Raw genomic sequence first — 18,745 nt, forward strand, 5'->3', positions numbered from 1 at the left:
TCGCGCGCTGTGCCTGCCGGAGCTACCGGGCCTGCAGCACGCTGAGGTCGAACTTGGCGGTGACGTCCGGGTGCAGCTTGACTTTCACCGGGTAGGTGCCGACCGACTTGATGTGGCCGGGCAGTTCCAGCCGCCGCCGGTCCAGGACCGGACCACCAGCGGTACGGACGGCGTCGACGACCTCGGCCGGGGTGACCGAGCCGAACAGTCGACCGCCTTCGCCGGCCCGGGCGGTCAGGGTGACCTTCAGGCTCTCCAGTTGACCTCTGACCTCGTTGGCGTGCCCGAGGTCGCGGATCTCCCGGGCGGAACGGGCCCGCTTGATCGAGGTGACCTGCTTCTCGGCACCCTTGGTCCAGGAGATCGCGAACCCTTGGGGGAGCAGGTAGTTACGGCCGTAGCCGTTCTTCACCTCGACGATGTCCCCGGGGGAGCCGAGCCCAGACACCTCCTGCGTGAGGATGATCTTCATATCGGTGCCTCCGCTCAGCGGGCCGTCGTGGTGTACGGCAGGAGCGCCATCTCGCGGGCGTTCTTGACCGCACGGGCGATCTGCCGCTGCTGCTGGGAGGTCACTCCGGTCACCCGCCGGGCACGGATCTTGCCCCGGTCGGAGATGAACTTGCGCAGCAGCGCGGTGTCCTTGTAGTCGATGTAGGTGATCCCGTCCTTGTCGAGCGGGTTCACCTTCTTCTTCGGCTTGCGAAGTGCCGCAGCCTTGGCCATTGCTCGTGCTCCTGGTTTGCGATCGCGGGCGTTGGAAGCCATATCAGAATGGAGGTTCCTCGTCGAAGTTCCCGCCGCCCGAACGGGCGGACGAGGCGGCCGGCGCGGCCGTGGCCCATGGGTCGTCGAAGCCGCCGCCCTGGTTGCCACCGCCGCCAGAGCCGCCAGAGCCGCCGAAGCCGCCACCGCCGGAGCGGGACATCTTCTGCACCTTCGCGGTGGCGTACCGCAGCGACGGGCCGATCTCGTCGACTTCCAACTCGATGACGGTCCGCTTCTCGCCCTCACGGGTCTCGTACGACCGCTGCCGCAGCCGACCCGAGACGATCACCCGGGCACCCCGCTGGAGCGACTCGGCGACGTGCTCCGCCGCCTGGCGCCACACCGTGCAGGAAAGGAAGAGCGGCTCGCCGTCCTTCCACTCGCCGGAGGCGCGATCCATGTACCGGGGGGTCGAGGCCACCCGGAACTTGGCGACCGCTGCTCCCGACGGAGTAAAGCGCAACTCAGGGTCATCGGTCAGGTTGCCGATGACCGTAATGGTGGTATCTCCTGCCATGACCATCTCCTCGCGCACTCGGTCGACGTCCTCGTCACCAGGCTGCCAGAGCCGTGTGACAGGACCGACGAAGGCTGTCGGGCGGACCGGTGGGACGCGGTCAGCGCGTCTCCGGCCGAATGACCTTGGTGCGCAGCACCGACTCGTTGAGTCGCAACTGGCGGTCGAGCTCGGCGACAGCATCCGGGGTGGCCTGCAGATCGATGACCGCGTAGATGCCTTCCGCCTTCTTGTTGATCTCAAAGGAGAGGCGACGGCGGCCCCAGACGTCGAGCTTCTCGACCGAGCCTCCGGCGGTGCGGATCACGTTGAGGTACGTGTCGAGCGAGGGCGCGACCGTACGCTCTTCAAGGCTGGAATCGAGGATGACCATGATCTCGTAATGACGCAAGACGTACTCACCTCCTGTGGGCTGACGGCCACGGTCCTTCCGTGGCAGGAGGTCCAGCGTCGTGACGCCGACGACCAGTCAGGCAACTGACGTCGACGTAACCGGACAAGAATAGCCGGCTGAGCGTACGAGCCGCGGGGCGCCCCCTGTCCGCATTCTTTGGGTGGGACCTGGGGAGGAACGACCACACCGACGAGGTTGGACGTGAGGCGCCCCGCGGAGCCTGTGCAGTTGTGCGCTGGTCAGGGCAGGTGCTTGAACCTCTGCCCGTGTTGCACAACTATAACCCTTATTGCCGCTACAGACACGCCTATCACGGCAATTAGCGCAAGGAGCGCCAATAGTCCGATTGGATGATCTTGTCCGGTCAGACCGGCGAGCCAGGAGGCCGCCACACCGTGCGCGAGCGACAGTTCTATCGGCACGTACTCTCCCAGCACGAACGTCGGTGCCGGTCCCAGCACGAAGACGTCGGTGCCGGCGCCGACCGGCGGAGACACCGGGCCGGTTCTCTACCCGGAGCAACGACCGCGGGTGGCGGCGGTGACGCGACCGGCTCGCCGGACGGGCCGGCCCCTGTCCACCGGTACGAACCGGTGGTCGGCGCGAGCCGCCGGTGCCCGGATCGTCAGGCTTGCCACGTAGGCTCGGCCCATGCGTATCGGAGCCCACGTCGACCCCAGCGACCCGCTCACCGCAGCCGCCGACCGCCGGGCAGACGCGGTCCAGTTCTTCCTCTCCGACCCGCAGGGCTGGAAGGCCCCGCAGCCGCGCACCGACGCGGATCAGCTGGCCAGCTCGGACGTGGACCGGTACGTGCATGCTCCGTACGTGATCAACGTCGCCACCTCGAACAACCGGATCCGGATTCCGAGTCGCAAGCTCCTGCTGAGCCATGCCACCGGTGCCCGCCAGGTGGGGGCGAAGGGTCTGATCGTGCACGGCGGCCACGTCAGCCGGGGCGACGACGCGGCGGTGGGTTTCGACAACTGGCGCAAGACGTTCGCCTATGCGCGGGACCAGGGCGGCTTTCCGGTTCCGGTACTGATCGAGAACACCGCAGGCGGCGAGAACGCCTGCGCCCGACGGTTCGACGCGCTGGCCCGACTGTGGGACACGATCGGCGAGTTCGGTCCGGGTTTCTGCCTGGACACCTGCCACGCCCACGCCGCAGGTGAGGATCTGCTCGGCATCGTCGACCGGATCAAGGCGATCACCGGCCGGATCGACCTGATCCACGCCAACGGGTCCAAGGACGCCTTCGACAGCAGCCGGGACCGCCATGAGAACCTCCAGGCCGGCATGATCGACCCGGAACTGATCGTCGCGGTGATCCGATCCGCCGACGCGCCGGTCATCGTCGAGACTCCGGGTGGCACCGACGGCCAGGCGGCGGACATCGCCTTCCTGCGTGATCGGCTGGGGCAGCAGGACACGACCCGATGACCGGCAAGCGAGCAGCCGCCGACGGCGACCAGGCCAGCACGGCCGACCCGGTCCGCCCCGACCCGGCATCGACCAACGGCACCGAACAACAGCTCGACGAAACGACAGCGGGCCGGCCGGAGGCCGAGCCGACCGACGACCCGCCGGAAACCAAGCCTGAGCCGACCGACGACCCGCCGGAAACCAAGCCTGAGCCGACCGACGACCCGCCGGAAACCAAGCCTGAGCCGCCTGCCGATCCGTTCACTGCGTTCGGTCCCGCGCCGCAACGCCCGCCGGGTCGGCTGGTGCGGGCCCGGCGGGCCGTCGTCCGGGTACTGATCCACGAATGGAGCCTGGCCACCGTCGCGGCGCTCGTCGTCGCGGTGGCGATGACCTGGCCCACGCTGCGCTACCCGCTCTACACGATCCCGCAGGACACCTGGGATCCGACCTTGCAGGCCTGGCAGATGGCCTGGTCCGGGCACATCCTGCTGACCGACCCCACCCAGCTGTGGCAGTCGAACACCTTCTACCCGCAGTCGTGGAGCTTCGCCTTCTCCGACACCCTGCTCGGCTACGCGCCCGCCGGCATGATCGGAGAAGGGCCGGTAGCGGCGGTCCTGCGCTACAACATCATCTTCGTGCTGGCCCACGCGCTGGCGGCGCTCGGCGCGTACGCGCTGATCCGCCAGCTCGGCACCGGGCGGACCGCGGCAGCCGTCGGTGCGGCCGGCTACGCGTACGCGCCGTGGCTGCTGTCCCAGGCCGGGCACCTGCACATCGTCTCCAACGGTGGCATCCCGTTGGCGCTGGCCATGCTGGCCCGGGGGCACGGCTGGTCACTGCGGTACGGCTACCGACCGCAGCGGCGCAGCGTCAGCTGGGCGCTGGCCGGCTGGCTCACCGCGGCCTGGCAGGTGAGCCTCGGATTCGGTATCGGACTGCCGTTCATCTACATCCTGGCGGTCATCTGCCTGGTCTCACTGGCCATGTACCTGGTCCGGCGTACCTGGTTCTGGCCGCAGCGGAAGCCGTTCGGAGCCGTACTGCTGCTCACCGACCTGGCCGGCGGCGCGCTGTTCACCGCCGTCGGGGTGCTGCTGGCGATCCCGTACTTCCGGGTCGCCGAGCTGCACCCGAACGCCGCCCGGACCATGGACGACCTGGCCGCGTACTCGCCGCCGGTGTCCGGGTTCTTCACCGCGCCGGCGGAGTCGCTGATCTGGGGCGACCGGCACGCCGACGCCCGCGCGGCACTGCCCTGGCATCCGGAGATGACCCTGCTGCCCGGCTTCGTGCTGTACGCGCTGGCGCTCGCCGGGCTGGTGCTGTCCATCTGGACGTGGCGGCAACGGTTGTTGCTGCTCGCCGGGGTGCTGCTCACCGGGATCCTGGCGATGGGCAGCAGCTTCTTCGACGGCACCTACAGCTACGGTCTGCTCTTCGAGTACGTACCCGGCTGGGACGGGATTCGCACACCGGGCCGGATGATGTTGTGGACCACGCTGCTGCTGGCGATCCTCGCTGCCGGCGCGGTGGCGGCGTTCGTCGGCCGAGTCGACGACATCGCCCGGCAACGGGTTACCGAACGGCCCGGCGCGCTGCTGCGGCTGGCTACCCTGCTGCCCCTGCTGCTGGTCCTGGTAGAGGGGCTGAACGTCACCCCGCACCCGGAGGTGCCCGAGCAGCCGCAGATCATGCGGGTCGACGACGGTCCGATCCTGGTGCTGCCCAGCAGCCAGAATCTCGACCAGCACGTGATGCTCTGGTCGACGACCCGGTTCCAGCCGGTGGTGAACGGCGGCAGCGGCTTCACTCCGGACCAGTTGGCCGAGGTACGGGAGGTCACCCGGACGTTCCCCGACCGGTCCAGCATCGGGTACCTGCGGGAGCTGGGCGTACGCACCGTGGTGCTCCGGCGTGACCAGGTGCTTGGCACGCCGTGGCAGACCACCGTCGACCTACCGGTTGACGGGCTCGGCATCGACCGGGTCGACATCGGCGACACCGTCGTCTACCGGCTGTGATTCTCCGGCTGCCGACCGGGGTTCGCGTTCGTCGTTGAACCAGCGGCGGACCCTGGGCACCCAGCCGGCGTCCGGCGCGCCGTCGAAGACGCCACCGTCCGGGTCGTCGGAGTAGTTGCGGCGCACGACGTCCTGCTCCGGCTGGAGGATGTCGCGGATCACGAACACGCACAGCGCCACCACCGTGCCGAGCCGCAGCGTGGCGGCCAGCACGAAGACCCCTTCCGGAATGACCTGGCTGCCGGTCGCGGTGCCGAGCAACTGCCCGTAGAAGGCGAGGAAGTAGCCGACCTCGGCGGCCTGCCAGGCGAGGAAGGCACCCCAGCGCGGCCGGGCCAGCACGATCAGCGGCAACAGCCACAAGGTGAACTGCTGTGACCAGACCTTGCTGAAGATGAGGAACGCCGCGACCACCAGGAAGGCCAACGCGGCCAGCCGGGGCCGGCGCGGCGCGAACACTCCCAACGCGCCGATGCCGAGGCAGGCCAGACCGAACAGGACGTACGACAGGGTGTTCAACGTCGGAATGTGGTCGCTGAGCCACTGGAACGGGCCCTGGTCGCCGGGCGTGCCACCGGCCCACTTGCCGTCCAGGTAACGTCCGATGTACCAGAGCGTTCCCCAGTCGATCGGCCGTTCGGAGTTGAGTTCGAAGAACCGCCGCCACCCGTCGTGGGCGAAGAGGTAGACCGGCAGGTTGACCGCGACCAGGGTGCCGACCGCCGCGACGATCGCGGTGGCGGTGGCCCGGATCCGGGCCGACCGCAGGCCGAGGACGAGGATCGGTCCGAGCAGGAACAGCGGCCACATCTTGGCGGCGCCGCCGATGCCGAGCAGTACGCCAGCGAGCAGTGGGCGTTGCCGCACCCAGGCGAACAGGCCGAACATCGCGAACCCGATCGGCAGCATGTCCCAGTTGACGGTGGCGGTCAGCACCAGCGCAGGGGCGAGGGCGAACATCGCGGCGTCCCACGGCCGGCGGCGGCGCAGGGCGAGGATCGCCGCCACGGCGGCCACCCCCAGCGCGCAGAGCACCAGGGCGTTGGCGTTGTAAAACCACATCGCCTGGTTGAGCTCGGGCCGGTCCGCGCCGAGCGCGTGCACCGGCAGCCCGAGTACGCCCATGAAGTAGCCGGTCACCACCGGGTACTCGACGGGGTGGTCGAAGTAGGGGATCTTGCCTTCGTTGAGCCCTTCGGCGTAGTAGAGGGCGAGCACGTCGGTGTAGCAGAACCGGGTGTACTGGACGTTGTCCTGCCAGGCACCGTCCATGCAGGGCGACTTCTGCACCCAGTGCGCGGCGAGACTGAGGCAGATCAGTGCGAGCACGATCCGGGCGGCGGTCCAGAACCGGCCGGGCCGACCGGCGGCACGGTCCTGCCCGGCGGCGTGCCGGCCCAGCGGACCACCGATCGCTTCAGAGAGGCCGCGGACGAACCGGTCAGCGCGCGACGGGTGGTCGACTGGCGGCCGCTCGACCGTCTCGCCCTCGGCTGCGGTGGCCGGTCCGGGTTGCTCGGCCCGCTCAACTCCATCGATACCGTTCGGCGAGTGCACGCTCATGAACAGGCATCCTGCCGTACTCGACCTGCTTTCGTCTGCCCAGGACCGGCATGTCGAGTTCAGCTAACTACCGCGCCGGCCGGTGACCAGGTCAGTTGACCTGGTCACCGGCCGGCGCGGTAGTTGCCTATCTACGTCCGTCGATCAGCGTGTCGGCGGTGGCAGCGTCGGCGGCACCGTGGTGCCGCCGGCACCACCGCCGAAGTCGAACCCGATGCCACCGTCGCCACCCTGGTCGTCACCGTCGTTGGGGTCGGCACCGTTACCGGGAGTACGGGTGGGGTCACCTTCGTCATCGTCCTGGTCGCCGTTGTTGTTTCCGCGGCCTGGGCAGAACAGGTCGCCCAGCGGGCCGTCACAGATCCCGCCCTGTCCCGGCTCTTCCGGGTCCGGCGGCGGCGGTGCCGGGGACTTGCCGTTGCCGGCGTCGACGCTGCCGATCTCCCGGGCAGCCGGGAACTGTTCGACGTCCATCCCCTTGTGCGCCTCGTTCATGAAGCGCTGCCAGATGATGGCGGGCAGTCCACTACCACCGATCTTGTTGTTGTTCTTGTCGCGGATCGCCTCGCGGTCCCCGACGTTGCCGACCCACACTGCTGTCGCGATCTGCGGCGTGTACCCGACCATCCAGGCGTCGCCGTTCTCGCCGCTGGACTCGTTGAGCTCCCAGGTGCCGGTCTTGCCGGCGACCGGACGCCCGCCGTTGAGGTCCCTGTTGATGTTGTTCGGGATCTGGGTCAGCACGTCGGTCAGGTCCGCCACCACCTCCTGCCGGATCCGCTGCTCCGGCTTGAGCTGCTCGCCACCGGCCGTCACCCATTCACCGCTGACCAGGTTCTTCTTCTCCACCGAGATCACAAAGTGGGCCTTGTTGTAGACCCCACGGTTGGCCAGCGTCGCCACCCCGTTGGCGTGGTCGAGCACGGTCACCGGGTACTGCCCGTACCCGACCACGTTGAAGAACGGCGACGGGGCGACCTCCTTCGGGTCGGCCGTGGTCAGGTCGTACGGCTTGTTGTCGGCGGTGTTCCACATGGTGCCGACGCCGGCCGCCTTGGCCATCCCGACCACCTTGTCGGCACCGATCTGCTCGGTGACGTGGTAGAAGGGCACGTTGTAGGACTGGACGGTGGAAAACTCCAGCGAGCACCACTCGCCACAGCTGGCGTTCCGGCCGGCGTTCTGCACCTGGATCTCGGTGCCCTCGACCTTGAACGGCTTGGCCGTCCAGTGCGAGTCGACCGAGATGTCGTTGTCCAGGGCGGCGGCCAATGTGTAGATCTTGAACGTCGAGCCGGGTGAGTGGCCGCCGGTCCACTGGCCGTTCTCGTAGTTGCGGCCGGCGTAGTCATGCCCGGTGCCGTTGTCGCCGCCGAAGTAGGCGAGCACCCGGCCGGTCTCCGGATCGATCGCGACCATCGCCGCCATCAGGTTCTCCGGCTGGCCCTCCATAGCCGACCCCTTGGCCTTACGCCAGATCGCCTTCTCCGCAGCGTCCTGCATCTTCGCGTCGATCGTCGTGACGACGCGGTAGCCGCCCTGCCGCAGCTCCTGCGAGCAGGTGTCCGGCGTGCAGATGCCCATCTGCACCATCTCGTCGCGGACGTAGTTGATGACGTTGCCCTCGGGGGTGTTGATCCCGCAGTCGATGATGCAGCTGTTCGGGTCGACCTGCCGGATCTCCGGGTACTCGGTCGGTCGCTCGGCCTCGGGCAGCCAACCCATCTCGACCATGCCACCGATCACGTACTCCCAGCGGACCTTGGCGTCGGCCTCGTTGACTGCCGGGTCGTAGCCCTGGTGCCCGGTGGTTGCGTCCGGCTCCGGCTGCTTGATGACCGCCGCGATCACCGCCCCCTCGGCGACCGACAGGTCGGCGACCGACTTGCCGAAGTACTGCTGTGCGGCGGCCTCGATGCCGTACGCGCCGCGGCCGAAGTAGATCGTGTTCAGGTAGAAGCCCATGATCTCGGACTTGTCGTACCGGTCGGTGAGCTTCGAGGCCAGCACCGCCTCGCGGACCTTTCGGGCGTAGGAGACCTCCTGCAGGTCCATCGCGTTCCGGGCGTACTGCTGGGTGATCGTCGAGGCACCTTGCCGGGTGCCGCCGGTGAAGTTGTTCCAGGCCGCTCGGGCGATACCGACGTAGTCGACGCCGGAGTGCTCGTAGAACTTGCGGTCCTCGGCGGAGGCCACCGCCCGCTGCACGTGCTCGGGGATCTGGTCGACGGTGACGAACACCCGGTTGAACTCGCCCAGCTTGGCGATCCGGGTGGTGCCGTCGCTGGCGTACATCGTGCTGGCCAGCGGAAGCGGCAGCTCCTCGGGCAGGGCCACTGTCGTGGAGTAGTAGGTGCCGCCGACGACGGCACCACCGGTGAGCATGATCAGGACCGCGAACGACGCGATCAGCAGGTTGATCCGCCGACGCTGCTTGGCCCGTTTCGCTGCGGCAGGGTCGCTGCCGCGACCGCCCCGGCCACGGCGTCCCGGACCGGACGGGCCGTCGGGTCCGCCGGGTCCGCCGGGACCGCCGGGACCTCCGCCGAACTCACCGGCCGGCGAGACCGGTCGTACGCTGGCCCGCCCGACGGTCGCCCGGCCGACTCCGGAACGGCCGGCGGCACCGCCGACCGAGGCGCTGCCACCGACCGGGGCGCCACCGCTGACCGGAGCCCGGCCACCGACCGAGGCCCGACCGGCTGGACCGCCGCCGACCGACGCTCGTCCGGCGGAGGCCCGTCCGGCGGAGGCGCCGCTGACCGGAGCCCGGCCACCGACCGAGGCCCGACCGGCGCCGGGGTTGGCCGGTCCACGGGAAGCATCTCCGCCGTACCGACCCGCGTCGGAGTCGCCCCGCGCGGAGGGGCCGCGGGCCGGCCCGGCGTCGTCCGTCCCGGCCCAGTGGTAGTCATCCGGCTCGGATCCGTATCCGCCACCGCTGCCTGGACTGTAGGCACGCCCGTGGGCGGAGTTGGGGTCGCCGTACGAGTTCATGTGTCACACCCTGCCGGTTGCGGTGGTGCGCTCCAGCGCCACCACCGGTCTGCCGTGAGTTGGCCCACTACCGGTGCCGGAGCGACACCAGCAGCCGAAAGCCACTTCATCAGAAATATCGTGACTTGTCCGGTCAACCAGTAACCTTGCCCTGCCTACTCTCTGGTGCCTACGCAGCGACCGGGCAATCAGGTTCACCGTTGGGCCTCTCGCCTTCGTTTGGTCATCGATGGACGGCCGCCGCCGGACACGGCGATCGCGCCGTCAGCCTCGCCGTCACCGCCGGCGGCACCTAGACCGTCCCGGCCGAGAAGATACTGCTCCACCAGGTGGTTCCAGTTACAGACGCGACACACCTCGACGACGTACACCTGGAACTCACGCAGCGTCATCGCCAGCAGCGACAACTCGGCCCGGTTTCGGGCCTGTCCGGCGGACTGCTTCAGCTCATCGCCATAGATGTAGTGCACGTGGGTCAGGTTCTCGCGGTGACAGATCGGGCAGCTCTCGTCGGTCGACTCGCCGTGGTACCGGGCAGCACTCTTCAGGTATGGCGAGGCATCGCAAACCTCATGGCTGCTCACCCGGCCGGCGAACACCTCGCGCAGCACTGCTCGCCGCTGAAGCGAGTAGTCGACGACCTGACGCTGCGAACGCATGGCCACGAGCGTACGCGGTCCCCGCTGACCTTGGCGACTACGGTCACGATCAGTAGCCGACCGTACGCAAGGAACCATTTGCCCGGTGTCTGGTTTCCGTCTACCGTGTCGATGTATCGGCTCGATACATCGGATCGACGAAGCCGGGCAGACCACGAGGTAGGAGGGGCAGCGTGCTCGAACTCGCCATCCTCGGCCTGCTTCAGGAGTCCCCTATGCACGGTTACGAGCTCCGTAAGGAACTCGCCGCCAAGCTCGGGGCGATCCGTGCCGCGATCAGCTACGGCTCGCTGTATCCCACCCTGCGCAGGCTGCAGGCCAACGGCCTGATCGCCGAAGCCGACGACCCCACGACCACCGACGCGGAGATCCCGGCACTGACCAGCCGCCGCGGCCGGGTCGTCTACACCATCACCGCCGAAGGCAAGGAACGGTTCGCCGACCTGATCGCCCAGACCGGTCCGGAGACCTACGAGGACACCGGGTTCGGCGTGCACTTCGCCTTCTTCTCCCGGACCGACCGGGCCACCCGGCTGCGAATCCTGGAGGGGCGGCGGCGCAAGATCGAGGAGCGCCGGGAAGGGCTCCGCGAGGTGCTCGGTCGAGCCGCGGAACGGCTCGACGCGTACACCCTCGAACTCCAGCGGCACGGACTCGACGCCTGCGAACGCGAGGTCCGGTGGCTGGAGGAGCTGATCGCCAGCGAGCGGTCCGGCCGGGCCCCACGCACCGGCCACCCCGATCCCATGAAGTTCGAACCCGCAGAGAACGATCCGCCCCCGCCTGGACAGACCAGGGAGGCTCCGCCGGGACAGCCCGGAGACGAGCCGGAGCGGCCGTGAAGAACAAGAAGGAGGCAAACGCGATGGGCTCCGTCCGCGTCGCCATCGTCGGTGTCGGAAACTGCGCCTCGTCCCTGGTCCAGGGCGTGGAGTACTACCGCAACGCCGACCCCAACGACCGCGTTCCGGGTCTCATGCACGTCACCTTCGGCGACTACCACGTATCGGACGTGGAGTTCGTCGCGGCGTTCGACGTGGACGCCAAGAAGGTCGGCATGGACCTCGCCGAGGCGATCAACGCCAGCGAGAACAACACCATCACCTTCTGCGACGTACCGCCCACCGGGGTGCTGGTGCAGCGTGGCCCCACCCTCGACGGGGTAGGCGAGTACTACCAGGAGGTCATCCAGGAATCCGACCAGCAGCCGGTCGACATCGCCCAGGCGCTGCGCGACGCGCGCGCCGAGGTGGTCGTCTGCTACCTGCCGGTCGGCTCCGAGCAGGCCGCCCGGCACTACGCGCAGGCCGCCATCGACGCCGGTTGCGCCTTCGTCAACGCCCTGCCGGTGTTCATCGCCTCGGACCCGGTCTGGGCGCAGAAGTTCACCGACGCCGGGCTGCCGATCGTCGGCGACGACATCAAGAGCCAGGTCGGCGCAACCATCGTGCACCGGGCCCTGGCCAAGCTGTTCGAGGACCGGGGCGTCGAGCTGCTGCGCACGTACCAGCTGAACTTCGGCGGCAACATGGACTTCATGAACATGCTGGAGCGCACCCGGCTGGTCTCCAAGAAGATCTCGAAGACCCAGTCGGTGACCTCCCAGGTGCCGCACGAAATGGCCAAGAGCGACGTGCACATCGGCCCGTCCGACCACGTGCCGTGGCTCGACGACCGCAAGTGGGCGTACATCCGGCTGGAGGGCCGCTCGTTCGGTGACACCCCGCTGAACGCCGAACTCAAGCTTGAGGTCTGGGACTCACCCAACTCCGCCGGCGTGATCATCGACGCGCTGCGCGCGGCGAAGATCGCCCTCGACCGGGGCGTCGGCGGCCCGGTCCTGTCGGCCTCGTCCTACTTCATGAAGTCGCCGCCGGAGCAGTACGCCGACCACGACGCCCGCCAGGCGGTCGAGGACTTCATCGTCAACAAGATCGAGCGCTGATCCCGGCCGTTCGCCGGCCGATCGGCACCTCGCGTCGCCGGGCGGTCCCGCTGCTGTAGCGGGGCCGCCCGCGCCGCGTTCAGGTCCATGCCTGCCGCAGCGCCACCGCCGCCTCCAGCTCCAGCAGGTGCCGTTTGCGGGGCAGCCCGCCGCCGAAGCCGACCAGCTTGCCGCCGGCCCCGACGATCCGGTGGCAGGGCACGATCACCGGGATCGGGTTGCGGTTGCAGGCCACTCCGACCGCCCGCGCCGCCTGCGGGTCGCCCACCGCCGCAGCGACCGCACCGTAGGTTTCGGTCTGTCCGTACGGGATGTCGGTCATCCGCCGCCACACGGCCCGCTCGAACTCCGTGCCCCGCCGCACCGACAGCGGCACCGTGAAACCGGTGGACGCACCGGCGAAGTAGCCGCGCAGTTGGTCGAGCGCCGCGCACAGCACCGGGTCCGTCGGCGCGGTGTCGACCACCTCGTCGGTACGCCCGAACAGCACCCGGCACACGCCGACGTCGTCAACCGCCACCGACAGCTCACCGATCGGTGAGTCCAGCACCGCCCATCGCATCCGCCGATTGTCCGCCGGTCGGCTGACTGGCCGGGTCACCGGGTGCGGGCGGCACCGCGGCCGACATGAACAGGGCCACCTCGTCGGCGTACGGCGGCGGGTAGCGGGTGGTGTCGATACCGCTCAGGGTGAAGCCGAGCCGGCGGTACGCGCGTACCGCCGCGACGTTGACGTTCTGGGTCTCCAACCAGATCTCCCGGGCGGCGTTCTCCCGGGCGGTGACCCGGGCGATGCCGATCAGCTCCCGGGCCACCCCGCGCCGACGGTACGCCGGGGCCACGTGCAGCTCATTGACCACCTGCCGCCCGTTCCACCGCTGGTAGGTGGTCGCCATGAAGCCGACCGGCTGGTCGCCGTCGATCGCGAGCGCGTACAGGTCCCACGGCCGACCGCCCTCGGTGACTCCTTCGGTCAGGTCGTACCGTTTGCGCACCGGCGGCGACACCGGCACCTCCCGCAGCGTGAAACCGTCGGTACCGGCCACGACGTGGTACATCGAGGTGGCGACGAACGATGTGTCGAGCTGCCGAATCGCGGCCAGGTCGGCGGGGGTCGGCACCGAGCGGACGAGCACCTGCACCCGCCGATTGTCCCATCGGACCGGCAGCTGGACGACAGCTCGAGGCCCGACCGATCCCCGCCGGCGTCACCTGGGACGCAGCGCGACCGGCCTGGCAGACCTGGGCTCGGCTGGATCTCGTCAGCCGATGAACCGTAACCGCTCGCGGGTGCCGTCCGGGTAGGTAACGTGCAGGGCACCGCCCTCACGTTCGACCGCATCGAGGATCGCGTCGTAGAGCAGCACGGACCGGTTGAGGATGTCGGTCTTGGAATCGCCGGTCTCACCGGCGATCTTCTCCAAGGCCGAGATCGCCCTCGGAGTGAAGTTCGCCGTCACGCGGGTCAGCGCTCCGACAGCCGCAGTCCCGGCTGTGGAGGACTCCTCGCGGCGGCCCCCGGTACCGGTGTGTTCGGTCGAACCGTTCGAGGGCCGACCCGATGCGGCCGATCGCACTCCGTCAGGAGCATTTGGTAGTGGACTCATGACTGCCTGTCTCCTTTGCGTGACGAGCTGGTCACGGACGTCGTCCCGACAATCAGGACCATTGGCCCCACGCACGCCGCCACTCAGGGTAACCGAACGGGCGTACGTTGTAGATGATGCCACATCTGCATCGAATATGTGCCCCTCTTGCGTATGAGTGATGTACCTCAGACATACGATCTGACATCCACCAACCTGCTAGATCTTGGTCCGGTCAAGCTAGCGCTTCCTGAGTTGCGAATCAATCTCAAGTTTCACATCCCACAGCCCTCGACCACGACAGGTGTGCCCTCGGCTTCACCCGAAGCGGATGAATGCGCTCCGCGACCGGTCATCAGGGATCGATTCGACGGCCAACCCAGAGTCCAATCACATTGAGTGACACATCAGTCACCCCTAGATCCGACGAGTTATGGCAGCCAGATACGTGCTTCATGCGTGTATCGTCAGCGTGTCTCACACACTATGAGGCACTCTCAGTTGCATAGACTGCTACACGAAGACCGATCACGTTCAGTTCACTCTGCTACGAGGATGCGAGAAGTACGGATGGCAGACGGAGCCCAGCGGGACACCCGGGAGATCGACCTCGCACACGAGGAGCCCAGCGCCAAGGCTGAACAGGTCCCGATACAGCCCGACAAGATGACGGTCAGCGTCCGCAACCGCTTGCTGACCCTGCGCGGCGCCGTCGAGGTCAAGGGACAACTCCACCAAACGATCAACCTGGCGATTGTCTGCGCGTCGACTCTGCTCACCACGGTCGTGGTGGCTGCGGTCTGCCGTGCGGCGTCCGTGCCGTACTGGTGGCTGACCCTGGCAGCGACGGCTCTGGCCGGTGTCTGCGTCTTCTTCGTCGGGCTGCGTCTCCTGACACCGACGCCGCATCCCCGCACTCGATCCGGCCGGCGCCCCGGCTGACCAGGCTGGCCGCCCTCGACGCCCGCCATCTGACGACGGCATCACCAATCTTACGAGAAAGGAACACTAATGTCCCAGACCAGGACGCTTGACCTTAAATTGGGCCGACGGTGGCGGCTCCAGGTCACCTGGGGCCCACGACGGCTCCTCCGCGAGGACTACGTCGAGAGCATCATCGTGGACAGCGACCACGAGCTGCGGTCACAGCTGATGTCGCTCGCTTCCGACCCGTGGGTTCAGGACATCCACTGCGAGCGCTACTACGGGACCCGGCCGGCGCGGCGGTACCGGACGGCGAACTGCTGAGTGGACTTGTCACCTGACTCTCAGCGCTTGGACATCTCTGCGGTGTGGAGCGTCGTGCGCTGTGTCATGGTGTCGCCGTCGCACTGGTAGCTGGCCGGGTCGAACTCGACGATCAGGGCCTGGCTCTCCGAGTCGACACCCGGGGCGCTCAACGTGACCGTGCCGTCCGCGTCGACGTCGCTGAAGGAGACCGTGCCCTCCAGGGCACGGAAGCGGTAGGTGACCCGTCCGCTGATGGTGAGGGTGACGACGGTCCCGGCTACGAATCCTTCGAAGGTGGTGCCGTCGCCGTAGTCGGTGGTGCCCGATCCGTCCTCGCGCAGCTCGACCCGGGCACCGGGGCCGACGCCGGTGAACGTGGTCCTGCCGAACGGCTCGTCCAGCGCGATGTCCTCCTCGTACGAGTCCACCTGCCAGCTGCCGACCACGCATGGGTCCACCAGCGGCGGCGAGGCTTCCCTCGGGGTCGGAAGGTCGCTGGGGGTCGGAGAGGCACTCGGATCGGCCGTGACCCGGTTGCCGTCGTCAGTACCGCGGACCGCGATCAGCACGCCGATCGCCGCCACCAGTACGACGAACGTCGCGCCGAGGGCCACCAGCGGGACCAGGTAGGACCGGCCGCGGTCGGGCGGCTGCGGCGCCATCGGGTAGCCCGGATAGCTCGGCGCGCCGCTGCCCGGGTAGACCGGTGCCGGTGGCTGCTGCGGCGGGTGTCCGGGGTAGCCGGCCTGGCTGGACGGAACACCGCGGTACGTACCGCACTGGAGGCAGTAGCCGGCCTGGTTGACGGACGCACCGCCGCAGACCGCACACGGCTGCATCTGGGCCCTCCCGGTTGATCAGCTGTCGGTGGCGCGCGACCGCCAGCAAGATCGCCGCACCCGTCCGTCCTGCGACGGTAGTCGAGCGGCACAACGCCCGGTAACCACCGGTCCGGGCGTGACGGGTGGCTAACCGGCGTCGGGCAGGATCCCTTCGGCCCGTGCCCACCGCAGCAGCTCCGCCTCGGCCTCGTCGCGGTCCAGCGGCCCGCGCTCCAGCCGGGTCTCCTTGAGGTGCCGCCAGGCCCGACCGACGACCGGTCCCGGCGGTACGCCGAGCAGCTCCATGATCGCGTTGCCGTCCAGGTCGGGGCGGACCCGGGCCAGATCCTCCTCGGCCTGGATCCGGGCGATCCGCTCCTCCAGCGCGTCGTAGTCGGCGGCCAGCGCGGCGGCCTTGCGCCGGTTGCGGGTGGTGCAGTCGGACCGGGTCAGTTTGTGCAGTCGGGGCAGCAGATCCTCGGCGTCGGTGACGTAGCGGCGGACCGCCGAGTCGGTCCACTCGCCCCGGCCGTACCCGTAGAACCGCAGGTGCAGGCCGACCAGCTTGGCCACCTGGGTGGTGACCTCCTTGGGGTAGCGCAGCGCCTTCATCCGGTGCCGGGTCATCCGGGCACCGACCACCTCGTGGTGGTGGAAGCTGACCCGGCCGTCCGACCCGACCGCCTTGGTCGCCGGCTTGCCGACGTCGTGCATCAGCGCCGCCATCCGCAGCACGAAGTCGCAGCCGTCGCTCTCCAGCCGGACGGCGTTGCTCACCACGGTCAGCGTGTGTTCGTACACGTCCTTGTGCTGGGCGTGCTCGTCGATCTCCAGCCGCAGCCCGGACAGCTCCGGCAGGAACCGGTCGGCCAGCCCGGAGTCGACCAGCAGCCGCAACCCGGCGACCGGGTCGGCGCCGCACAGCAGCTTGCTGAACTCGTCCCGGATCCGCTCGGCGGTGATCCGGTCCAGGTCGGCCGCCATGGCGGCCATCGCCGCGCGGACGTCCGGATGCACGGCGAACCTCAGCTGCGCGGCGAACCGGGCGGCCCGTAGCATCCGCAGCGGGTCGTCGCCGAACGAGTCCTGCGGCGTCCCCGGGGTACGGATGATCTTCGCGGCCAGATCGCTGACCCCGCCGTACGGGTCGGTGAACCGGTGCTCGGGCAGGCTGACCGCCATCGCGTTGATGGTGAAGTCGCGCCGCCGCAGGTCGTCGGCGAGACTGGTGCCGTAGGCGACCACCGGGTTGCGGGTCACCCCGTCGTAGGCCTCCGCCCGGTAGGTGGTGATCTCCAGGGTCATCCCACCCCGCCGGGCACCGATGGTGCCGAACTCACGGCCGGTCTCCCAGATCGCCTCCGCCCAGCCCTTGAGCACCCCCAGGGTCTGGTCCGGGTGCGCGTCGGTGCAGAAGTCCAGGTCGCTGCCGAGTCGGCCGAGCAGCGCGTCGCGGACCGAGCCGCCGACCAGGTGCAGCTCGTGGCCGGCGGCGGCGAACCGGTTGCCGAGTTCGTCGGCGACCGGGGAGACCCGGAGCAGTTCGGTGACGGCGTTGCGTTGCACGGCGGTCAGATCGCCCGGGGTCGCCGCGGTGCGGTCGGACCCGACGGTGGCACGAGCGTCAGGGGCCCGACGATCGGTGGCGCGGGCATCGGTGGCGCGAGGCGCGGAGGTTTCGGACATGGGATCGCCAGAGTAGCCGCTGTGGCCGTCGCCGCCCCCGCCGGGCAGGATGAGTCACCGTGCCGATTCCCGAACCGTTGGCCAGCCTGACCACCGATCCGACCTTCTGGGCGGCGTACCTGCCGCCGGTGGCCGGACCCGCACCGGCCCACCACGCGCAGACCCGGGTGGTGCTGCCGGTCGCCGACGGCTACGGCCTGGTGCTGGAGATCGATCTCGGGTACGGCGAATGCCTGCTCGGCCTGCGCCAACCGGGGGCGTCCGAACCGCTGCCGCTGGCCCGGCTGGATCCGGGCCGGCCGTACGCGGCGGTGCTGCGCTGGGCGGAGCTGGACCTGATCGGCCGGTTGCTCGCCCTGGACGATCCGGCGTGGCCGCATCCCGGTCTGCTGGTGGCGCTGCTGCACCGGTACGCACCACCGGCCGGTGACCCGCCGGCGGCGGACCGGGCAGCCACCATGCTGGCCACCGCGCTGCGCGCACTGCGCCGCGACGAGCCGTCGGGAACCGAAGACCCGGCAACACCTGATGGCCCGGCGACCTCTGGCGACGGCCCGGCGGGCGAGCCGGGCGTCGCCGACGCGTCGGCGACGACGGCGGGTCCGGTGCAGCCGCCGCTGGAGCTGTTCGCCGACCCGTCCTGGTGGCCGGCACCGGCCACGGTCGACCCTCGGATCCTCGACGACGAGTCGGTGGCCCGGCAGGTACGTGACCATCTCGACCACGGCGCCCGGACACACTGGCGGTACGCCGTCGGCTGGGGGTGGGTGGCCGCCGGGCAGCCGGACGGCCCTGGCGCACCGGCCCGCGTCCTCGGTGCGGAGTCCTTCCCGTTCGACGAGATCACCGAGTTGGTACGCCGCGCGGCGGCCCGGCACCGCCGGCTGCTCGACACGCCGTGGCGGCGTACGCCGGCCGTGGCCGAACTGGCCCGGCGGGCCCGCGACACCGGCGACCTGGCGGTGGTGCCGGTACTCGGTCGGACGCTGGCCGAGGCCGGCTGCGACCATCCGACGCTGCTGGACGCGCTGACCGAGCCGGTGGTGCCGGCCGAGGCCGCCTGGGTGGTTGACGCACTGTCGGGCATCGTCCCGGCCGACGACGACGGCCGATAGGCTCGAGCCTGC

General features: G+C 69.3%; 20 protein-coding genes. 7 read left to right on the top strand and 13 right to left on the bottom strand.

The features are described from left to right. Window positions 1-22: 22 nt before the first annotated feature. The 5 genes from rplI to O7553_RS26690 form a co-directional block, all read right to left on the bottom strand. On the bottom strand, window positions 23-472 hold the full coding sequence (gene rplI / locus O7553_RS26670; protein ID WP_281552321.1) for a 50S ribosomal protein L9: 450 nt from the start codon (window positions 470-472) through the stop codon (window positions 23-25). Window positions 473-486: 14 nt separating this feature from the next. Further along, entirely contained in the window at window positions 487-726 is a 240-nt protein-coding gene (gene rpsR, locus O7553_RS26675; RefSeq protein WP_091551811.1) for a 30S ribosomal protein S18, read from the bottom strand. Window positions 727-769: 43 nt separating this feature from the next. Then, a complete protein-coding gene (locus O7553_RS26680) occupies window positions 770-1,303 on the bottom strand; it encodes a single-stranded DNA-binding protein (protein ID WP_281552322.1) in 534 nt (177 codons plus the stop codon). Window positions 1,304-1,385: 82 nt separating this feature from the next. Continuing rightward, the gene (rpsF, locus tag O7553_RS26685) at window positions 1,386-1,676 is read right to left on the bottom strand and encodes a 30S ribosomal protein S6 (RefSeq protein ID WP_123606670.1); all 291 of its coding nucleotides are present in this window, start codon (window positions 1,674-1,676) and stop codon (window positions 1,386-1,388) included. A gap of 242 nt (window positions 1,677-1,918) precedes the next feature. Then, on the bottom strand, window positions 1,919-2,176 hold the full coding sequence (locus O7553_RS26690) for a hypothetical protein (RefSeq protein WP_281552323.1): 258 nt from the start codon (window positions 2,174-2,176) through the stop codon (window positions 1,919-1,921). 154 nt (window positions 2,177-2,330) lie between these two features. On the opposite strand from O7553_RS26690, the gene O7553_RS26695 reads away from it, so the two are divergent. Both O7553_RS26695 and O7553_RS26700 read left to right on the top strand, forming a co-directional pair. Beyond that, window positions 2,331-3,122 (top strand): deoxyribonuclease IV, encoded by a 792-nt coding sequence (locus O7553_RS26695; protein ID WP_281552324.1) that lies wholly within the window; start codon window positions 2,331-2,333, stop codon window positions 3,120-3,122. Further along, the gene (locus tag O7553_RS26700) at window positions 3,119-5,131 is read left to right on the top strand and encodes a procyclic acidic repetitive family protein (RefSeq protein ID WP_281552325.1); all 2,013 of its coding nucleotides are present in this window, start codon (window positions 3,119-3,121) and stop codon (window positions 5,129-5,131) included. Before O7553_RS26695 ends, O7553_RS26700 begins: the two co-directional genes overlap by 4 nt. Here the strand turns inward: O7553_RS26700 and O7553_RS26705 are convergent. The 3 genes from O7553_RS26705 to O7553_RS26715 all read right to left on the bottom strand — a co-directional run bounded on the left by O7553_RS26705 (window position 5,066) and on the right by O7553_RS26715 (window position 10,350). Continuing rightward, the gene (locus tag O7553_RS26705) at window positions 5,066-6,694 is read right to left on the bottom strand and encodes a glycosyltransferase 87 family protein (RefSeq protein ID WP_281552326.1); all 1,629 of its coding nucleotides are present in this window, start codon (window positions 6,692-6,694) and stop codon (window positions 5,066-5,068) included. The two genes, O7553_RS26700 and O7553_RS26705, sit on opposite strands and share 66 nt — an antisense overlap. A gap of 144 nt (window positions 6,695-6,838) precedes the next feature. After that, the gene (locus O7553_RS26710; RefSeq protein WP_281552327.1) at window positions 6,839-9,691 is read right to left on the bottom strand and encodes a transglycosylase domain-containing protein; all 2,853 of its coding nucleotides are present in this window, start codon (window positions 9,689-9,691) and stop codon (window positions 6,839-6,841) included. A gap of 194 nt (window positions 9,692-9,885) precedes the next feature. Continuing rightward, window positions 9,886-10,350 (bottom strand): DUF5318 family protein, encoded by a 465-nt coding sequence (locus O7553_RS26715; protein ID WP_281552328.1) that lies wholly within the window; start codon window positions 10,348-10,350, stop codon window positions 9,886-9,888. A 173-nt stretch (window positions 10,351-10,523) separates the two neighbouring features. Between O7553_RS26715 and O7553_RS26720 the strand changes: the two genes are divergently transcribed. Further along, window positions 10,524-11,192 (top strand): PadR family transcriptional regulator, encoded by a 669-nt coding sequence (locus O7553_RS26720; RefSeq protein ID WP_281552329.1) that lies wholly within the window; start codon window positions 10,524-10,526, stop codon window positions 11,190-11,192. Between the two features lie 23 nt (window positions 11,193-11,215). Further along, the gene (locus tag O7553_RS26725; protein ID WP_281555769.1) at window positions 11,216-12,295 is read left to right on the top strand and encodes an inositol-3-phosphate synthase; all 1,080 of its coding nucleotides are present in this window, start codon (window positions 11,216-11,218) and stop codon (window positions 12,293-12,295) included. Window positions 12,296-12,374: 79 nt separating this feature from the next. Here O7553_RS26725 and O7553_RS26730 read toward each other — a convergent pair whose 3' ends face one another. The 3 genes from O7553_RS26730 to O7553_RS26740 all read right to left on the bottom strand — a co-directional run bounded on the left by O7553_RS26730 (window position 12,375) and on the right by O7553_RS26740 (window position 13,755). Then, window positions 12,375-12,857, bottom strand: a complete 483-nt coding sequence (locus O7553_RS26730) for a methylated-DNA--[protein]-cysteine S-methyltransferase (RefSeq protein ID WP_281552330.1) — start codon at window positions 12,855-12,857, stop codon at window positions 12,375-12,377. Next, window positions 12,823-13,437, bottom strand: coding sequence for a GNAT family N-acetyltransferase (locus O7553_RS26735; protein ID WP_281552331.1), 615 nt, complete (start codon window positions 13,435-13,437; stop codon window positions 12,823-12,825). The genes O7553_RS26730 and O7553_RS26735 overlap by 35 nt, the downstream gene beginning before the upstream one ends. 120 nt (window positions 13,438-13,557) lie before the next feature. After that, on the bottom strand, window positions 13,558-13,755 hold the full coding sequence (locus O7553_RS26740) for a hypothetical protein (RefSeq protein WP_281552332.1): 198 nt from the start codon (window positions 13,753-13,755) through the stop codon (window positions 13,558-13,560). A 696-nt stretch (window positions 13,756-14,451) separates the two neighbouring features. Between O7553_RS26740 and O7553_RS26745 the strand changes: the two genes are divergently transcribed. Both O7553_RS26745 and O7553_RS26750 read left to right on the top strand, forming a co-directional pair. Continuing rightward, window positions 14,452-14,823 carry a hypothetical protein gene (locus tag O7553_RS26745; protein ID WP_281552333.1) on the top strand — a complete coding sequence of 124 codons (372 nt, stop codon included), beginning with the start codon at window positions 14,452-14,454 and terminating at the stop codon, window positions 14,821-14,823. Window positions 14,824-14,922: 99 nt separating this feature from the next. Then, window positions 14,923-15,129 carry a hypothetical protein gene (locus O7553_RS26750; protein ID WP_281552334.1) on the top strand — a complete coding sequence of 69 codons (207 nt, stop codon included), beginning with the start codon at window positions 14,923-14,925 and terminating at the stop codon, window positions 15,127-15,129. 20 nt (window positions 15,130-15,149) lie between these two features. On the opposite strand, the gene O7553_RS26755 is transcribed toward O7553_RS26750, so the two are convergent. Then, window positions 15,150-15,950 carry a hypothetical protein gene (locus tag O7553_RS26755; protein ID WP_281552335.1) on the bottom strand — a complete coding sequence of 267 codons (801 nt, stop codon included), beginning with the start codon at window positions 15,948-15,950 and terminating at the stop codon, window positions 15,150-15,152. Between the two features lie 129 nt (window positions 15,951-16,079). Beyond that, entirely contained in the window at window positions 16,080-17,618 is a 1,539-nt protein-coding gene (locus O7553_RS26760) for a CCA tRNA nucleotidyltransferase (RefSeq protein WP_281552336.1), read from the bottom strand. Between the two features lie 59 nt (window positions 17,619-17,677). Between O7553_RS26760 and O7553_RS26765 the strand changes: the two genes are divergently transcribed. Beyond that, window positions 17,678-18,733 (top strand): hypothetical protein, encoded by a 1,056-nt coding sequence (locus tag O7553_RS26765; RefSeq protein ID WP_281552337.1) that lies wholly within the window; start codon window positions 17,678-17,680, stop codon window positions 18,731-18,733. Window positions 18,734-18,745 lie beyond the last annotated feature (12 nt).

Origin of the sequence: Solwaraspora sp. WMMA2059 (assembly GCF_027497315.1) — a bacterium.
In the GTDB taxonomy this organism is placed as follows: Bacteria; Actinomycetota; Actinomycetes; order Mycobacteriales; family Micromonosporaceae; genus Micromonospora_E.

Excerpts from the sequence above, each read along its gene's own strand:
- O7553_RS26695 (WP_281552324.1), top strand. The coding sequence starts at position 2,331 with ATGCGTATCGGAGCCCACGTCGACCCCAGCGACCCGCTCACCGCAGCC.
- O7553_RS26700 (WP_281552325.1), top strand. The coding sequence starts at position 3,119 with ATGACCGGCAAGCGAGCAGCCGCCGACGGCGACCAGGCCAGCACGGCC.
- O7553_RS26705 (WP_281552326.1), bottom strand. The coding sequence starts at position 6,694 with ATGAGCGTGCACTCGCCGAACGGTATCGATGGAGTTGAGCGGGCCGAG.
- O7553_RS26755 (WP_281552335.1), bottom strand. The coding sequence starts at position 15,950 with ATGCAGCCGTGTGCGGTCTGCGGCGGTGCGTCCGTCAACCAGGCCGGC.
- O7553_RS26760 (WP_281552336.1), bottom strand. The coding sequence starts at position 17,618 with ATGTCCGAAACCTCCGCGCCTCGCGCCACCGATGCCCGCGCCACCGAT.
- rplI (WP_281552321.1), bottom strand. The coding sequence starts at position 472 with ATGAAGATCATCCTCACGCAGGAGGTGTCTGGGCTCGGCTCCCCCGGG.
- O7553_RS26710 (WP_281552327.1), bottom strand. The coding sequence starts at position 9,691 with ATGAACTCGTACGGCGACCCCAACTCCGCCCACGGGCGTGCCTACAGT.
- rpsR (WP_091551811.1), bottom strand. The coding sequence starts at position 726 with ATGGCCAAGGCTGCGGCACTTCGCAAGCCGAAGAAGAAGGTGAACCCG.
- O7553_RS26715 (WP_281552328.1), bottom strand. The coding sequence starts at position 10,350 with ATGCGTTCGCAGCGTCAGGTCGTCGACTACTCGCTTCAGCGGCGAGCA.
- O7553_RS26730 (WP_281552330.1), bottom strand. The coding sequence starts at position 12,857 with ATGCGATGGGCGGTGCTGGACTCACCGATCGGTGAGCTGTCGGTGGCG.
- O7553_RS26725 (WP_281555769.1), top strand. The coding sequence starts at position 11,216 with ATGGGCTCCGTCCGCGTCGCCATCGTCGGTGTCGGAAACTGCGCCTCG.
- O7553_RS26745 (WP_281552333.1), top strand. The coding sequence starts at position 14,452 with ATGGCAGACGGAGCCCAGCGGGACACCCGGGAGATCGACCTCGCACAC.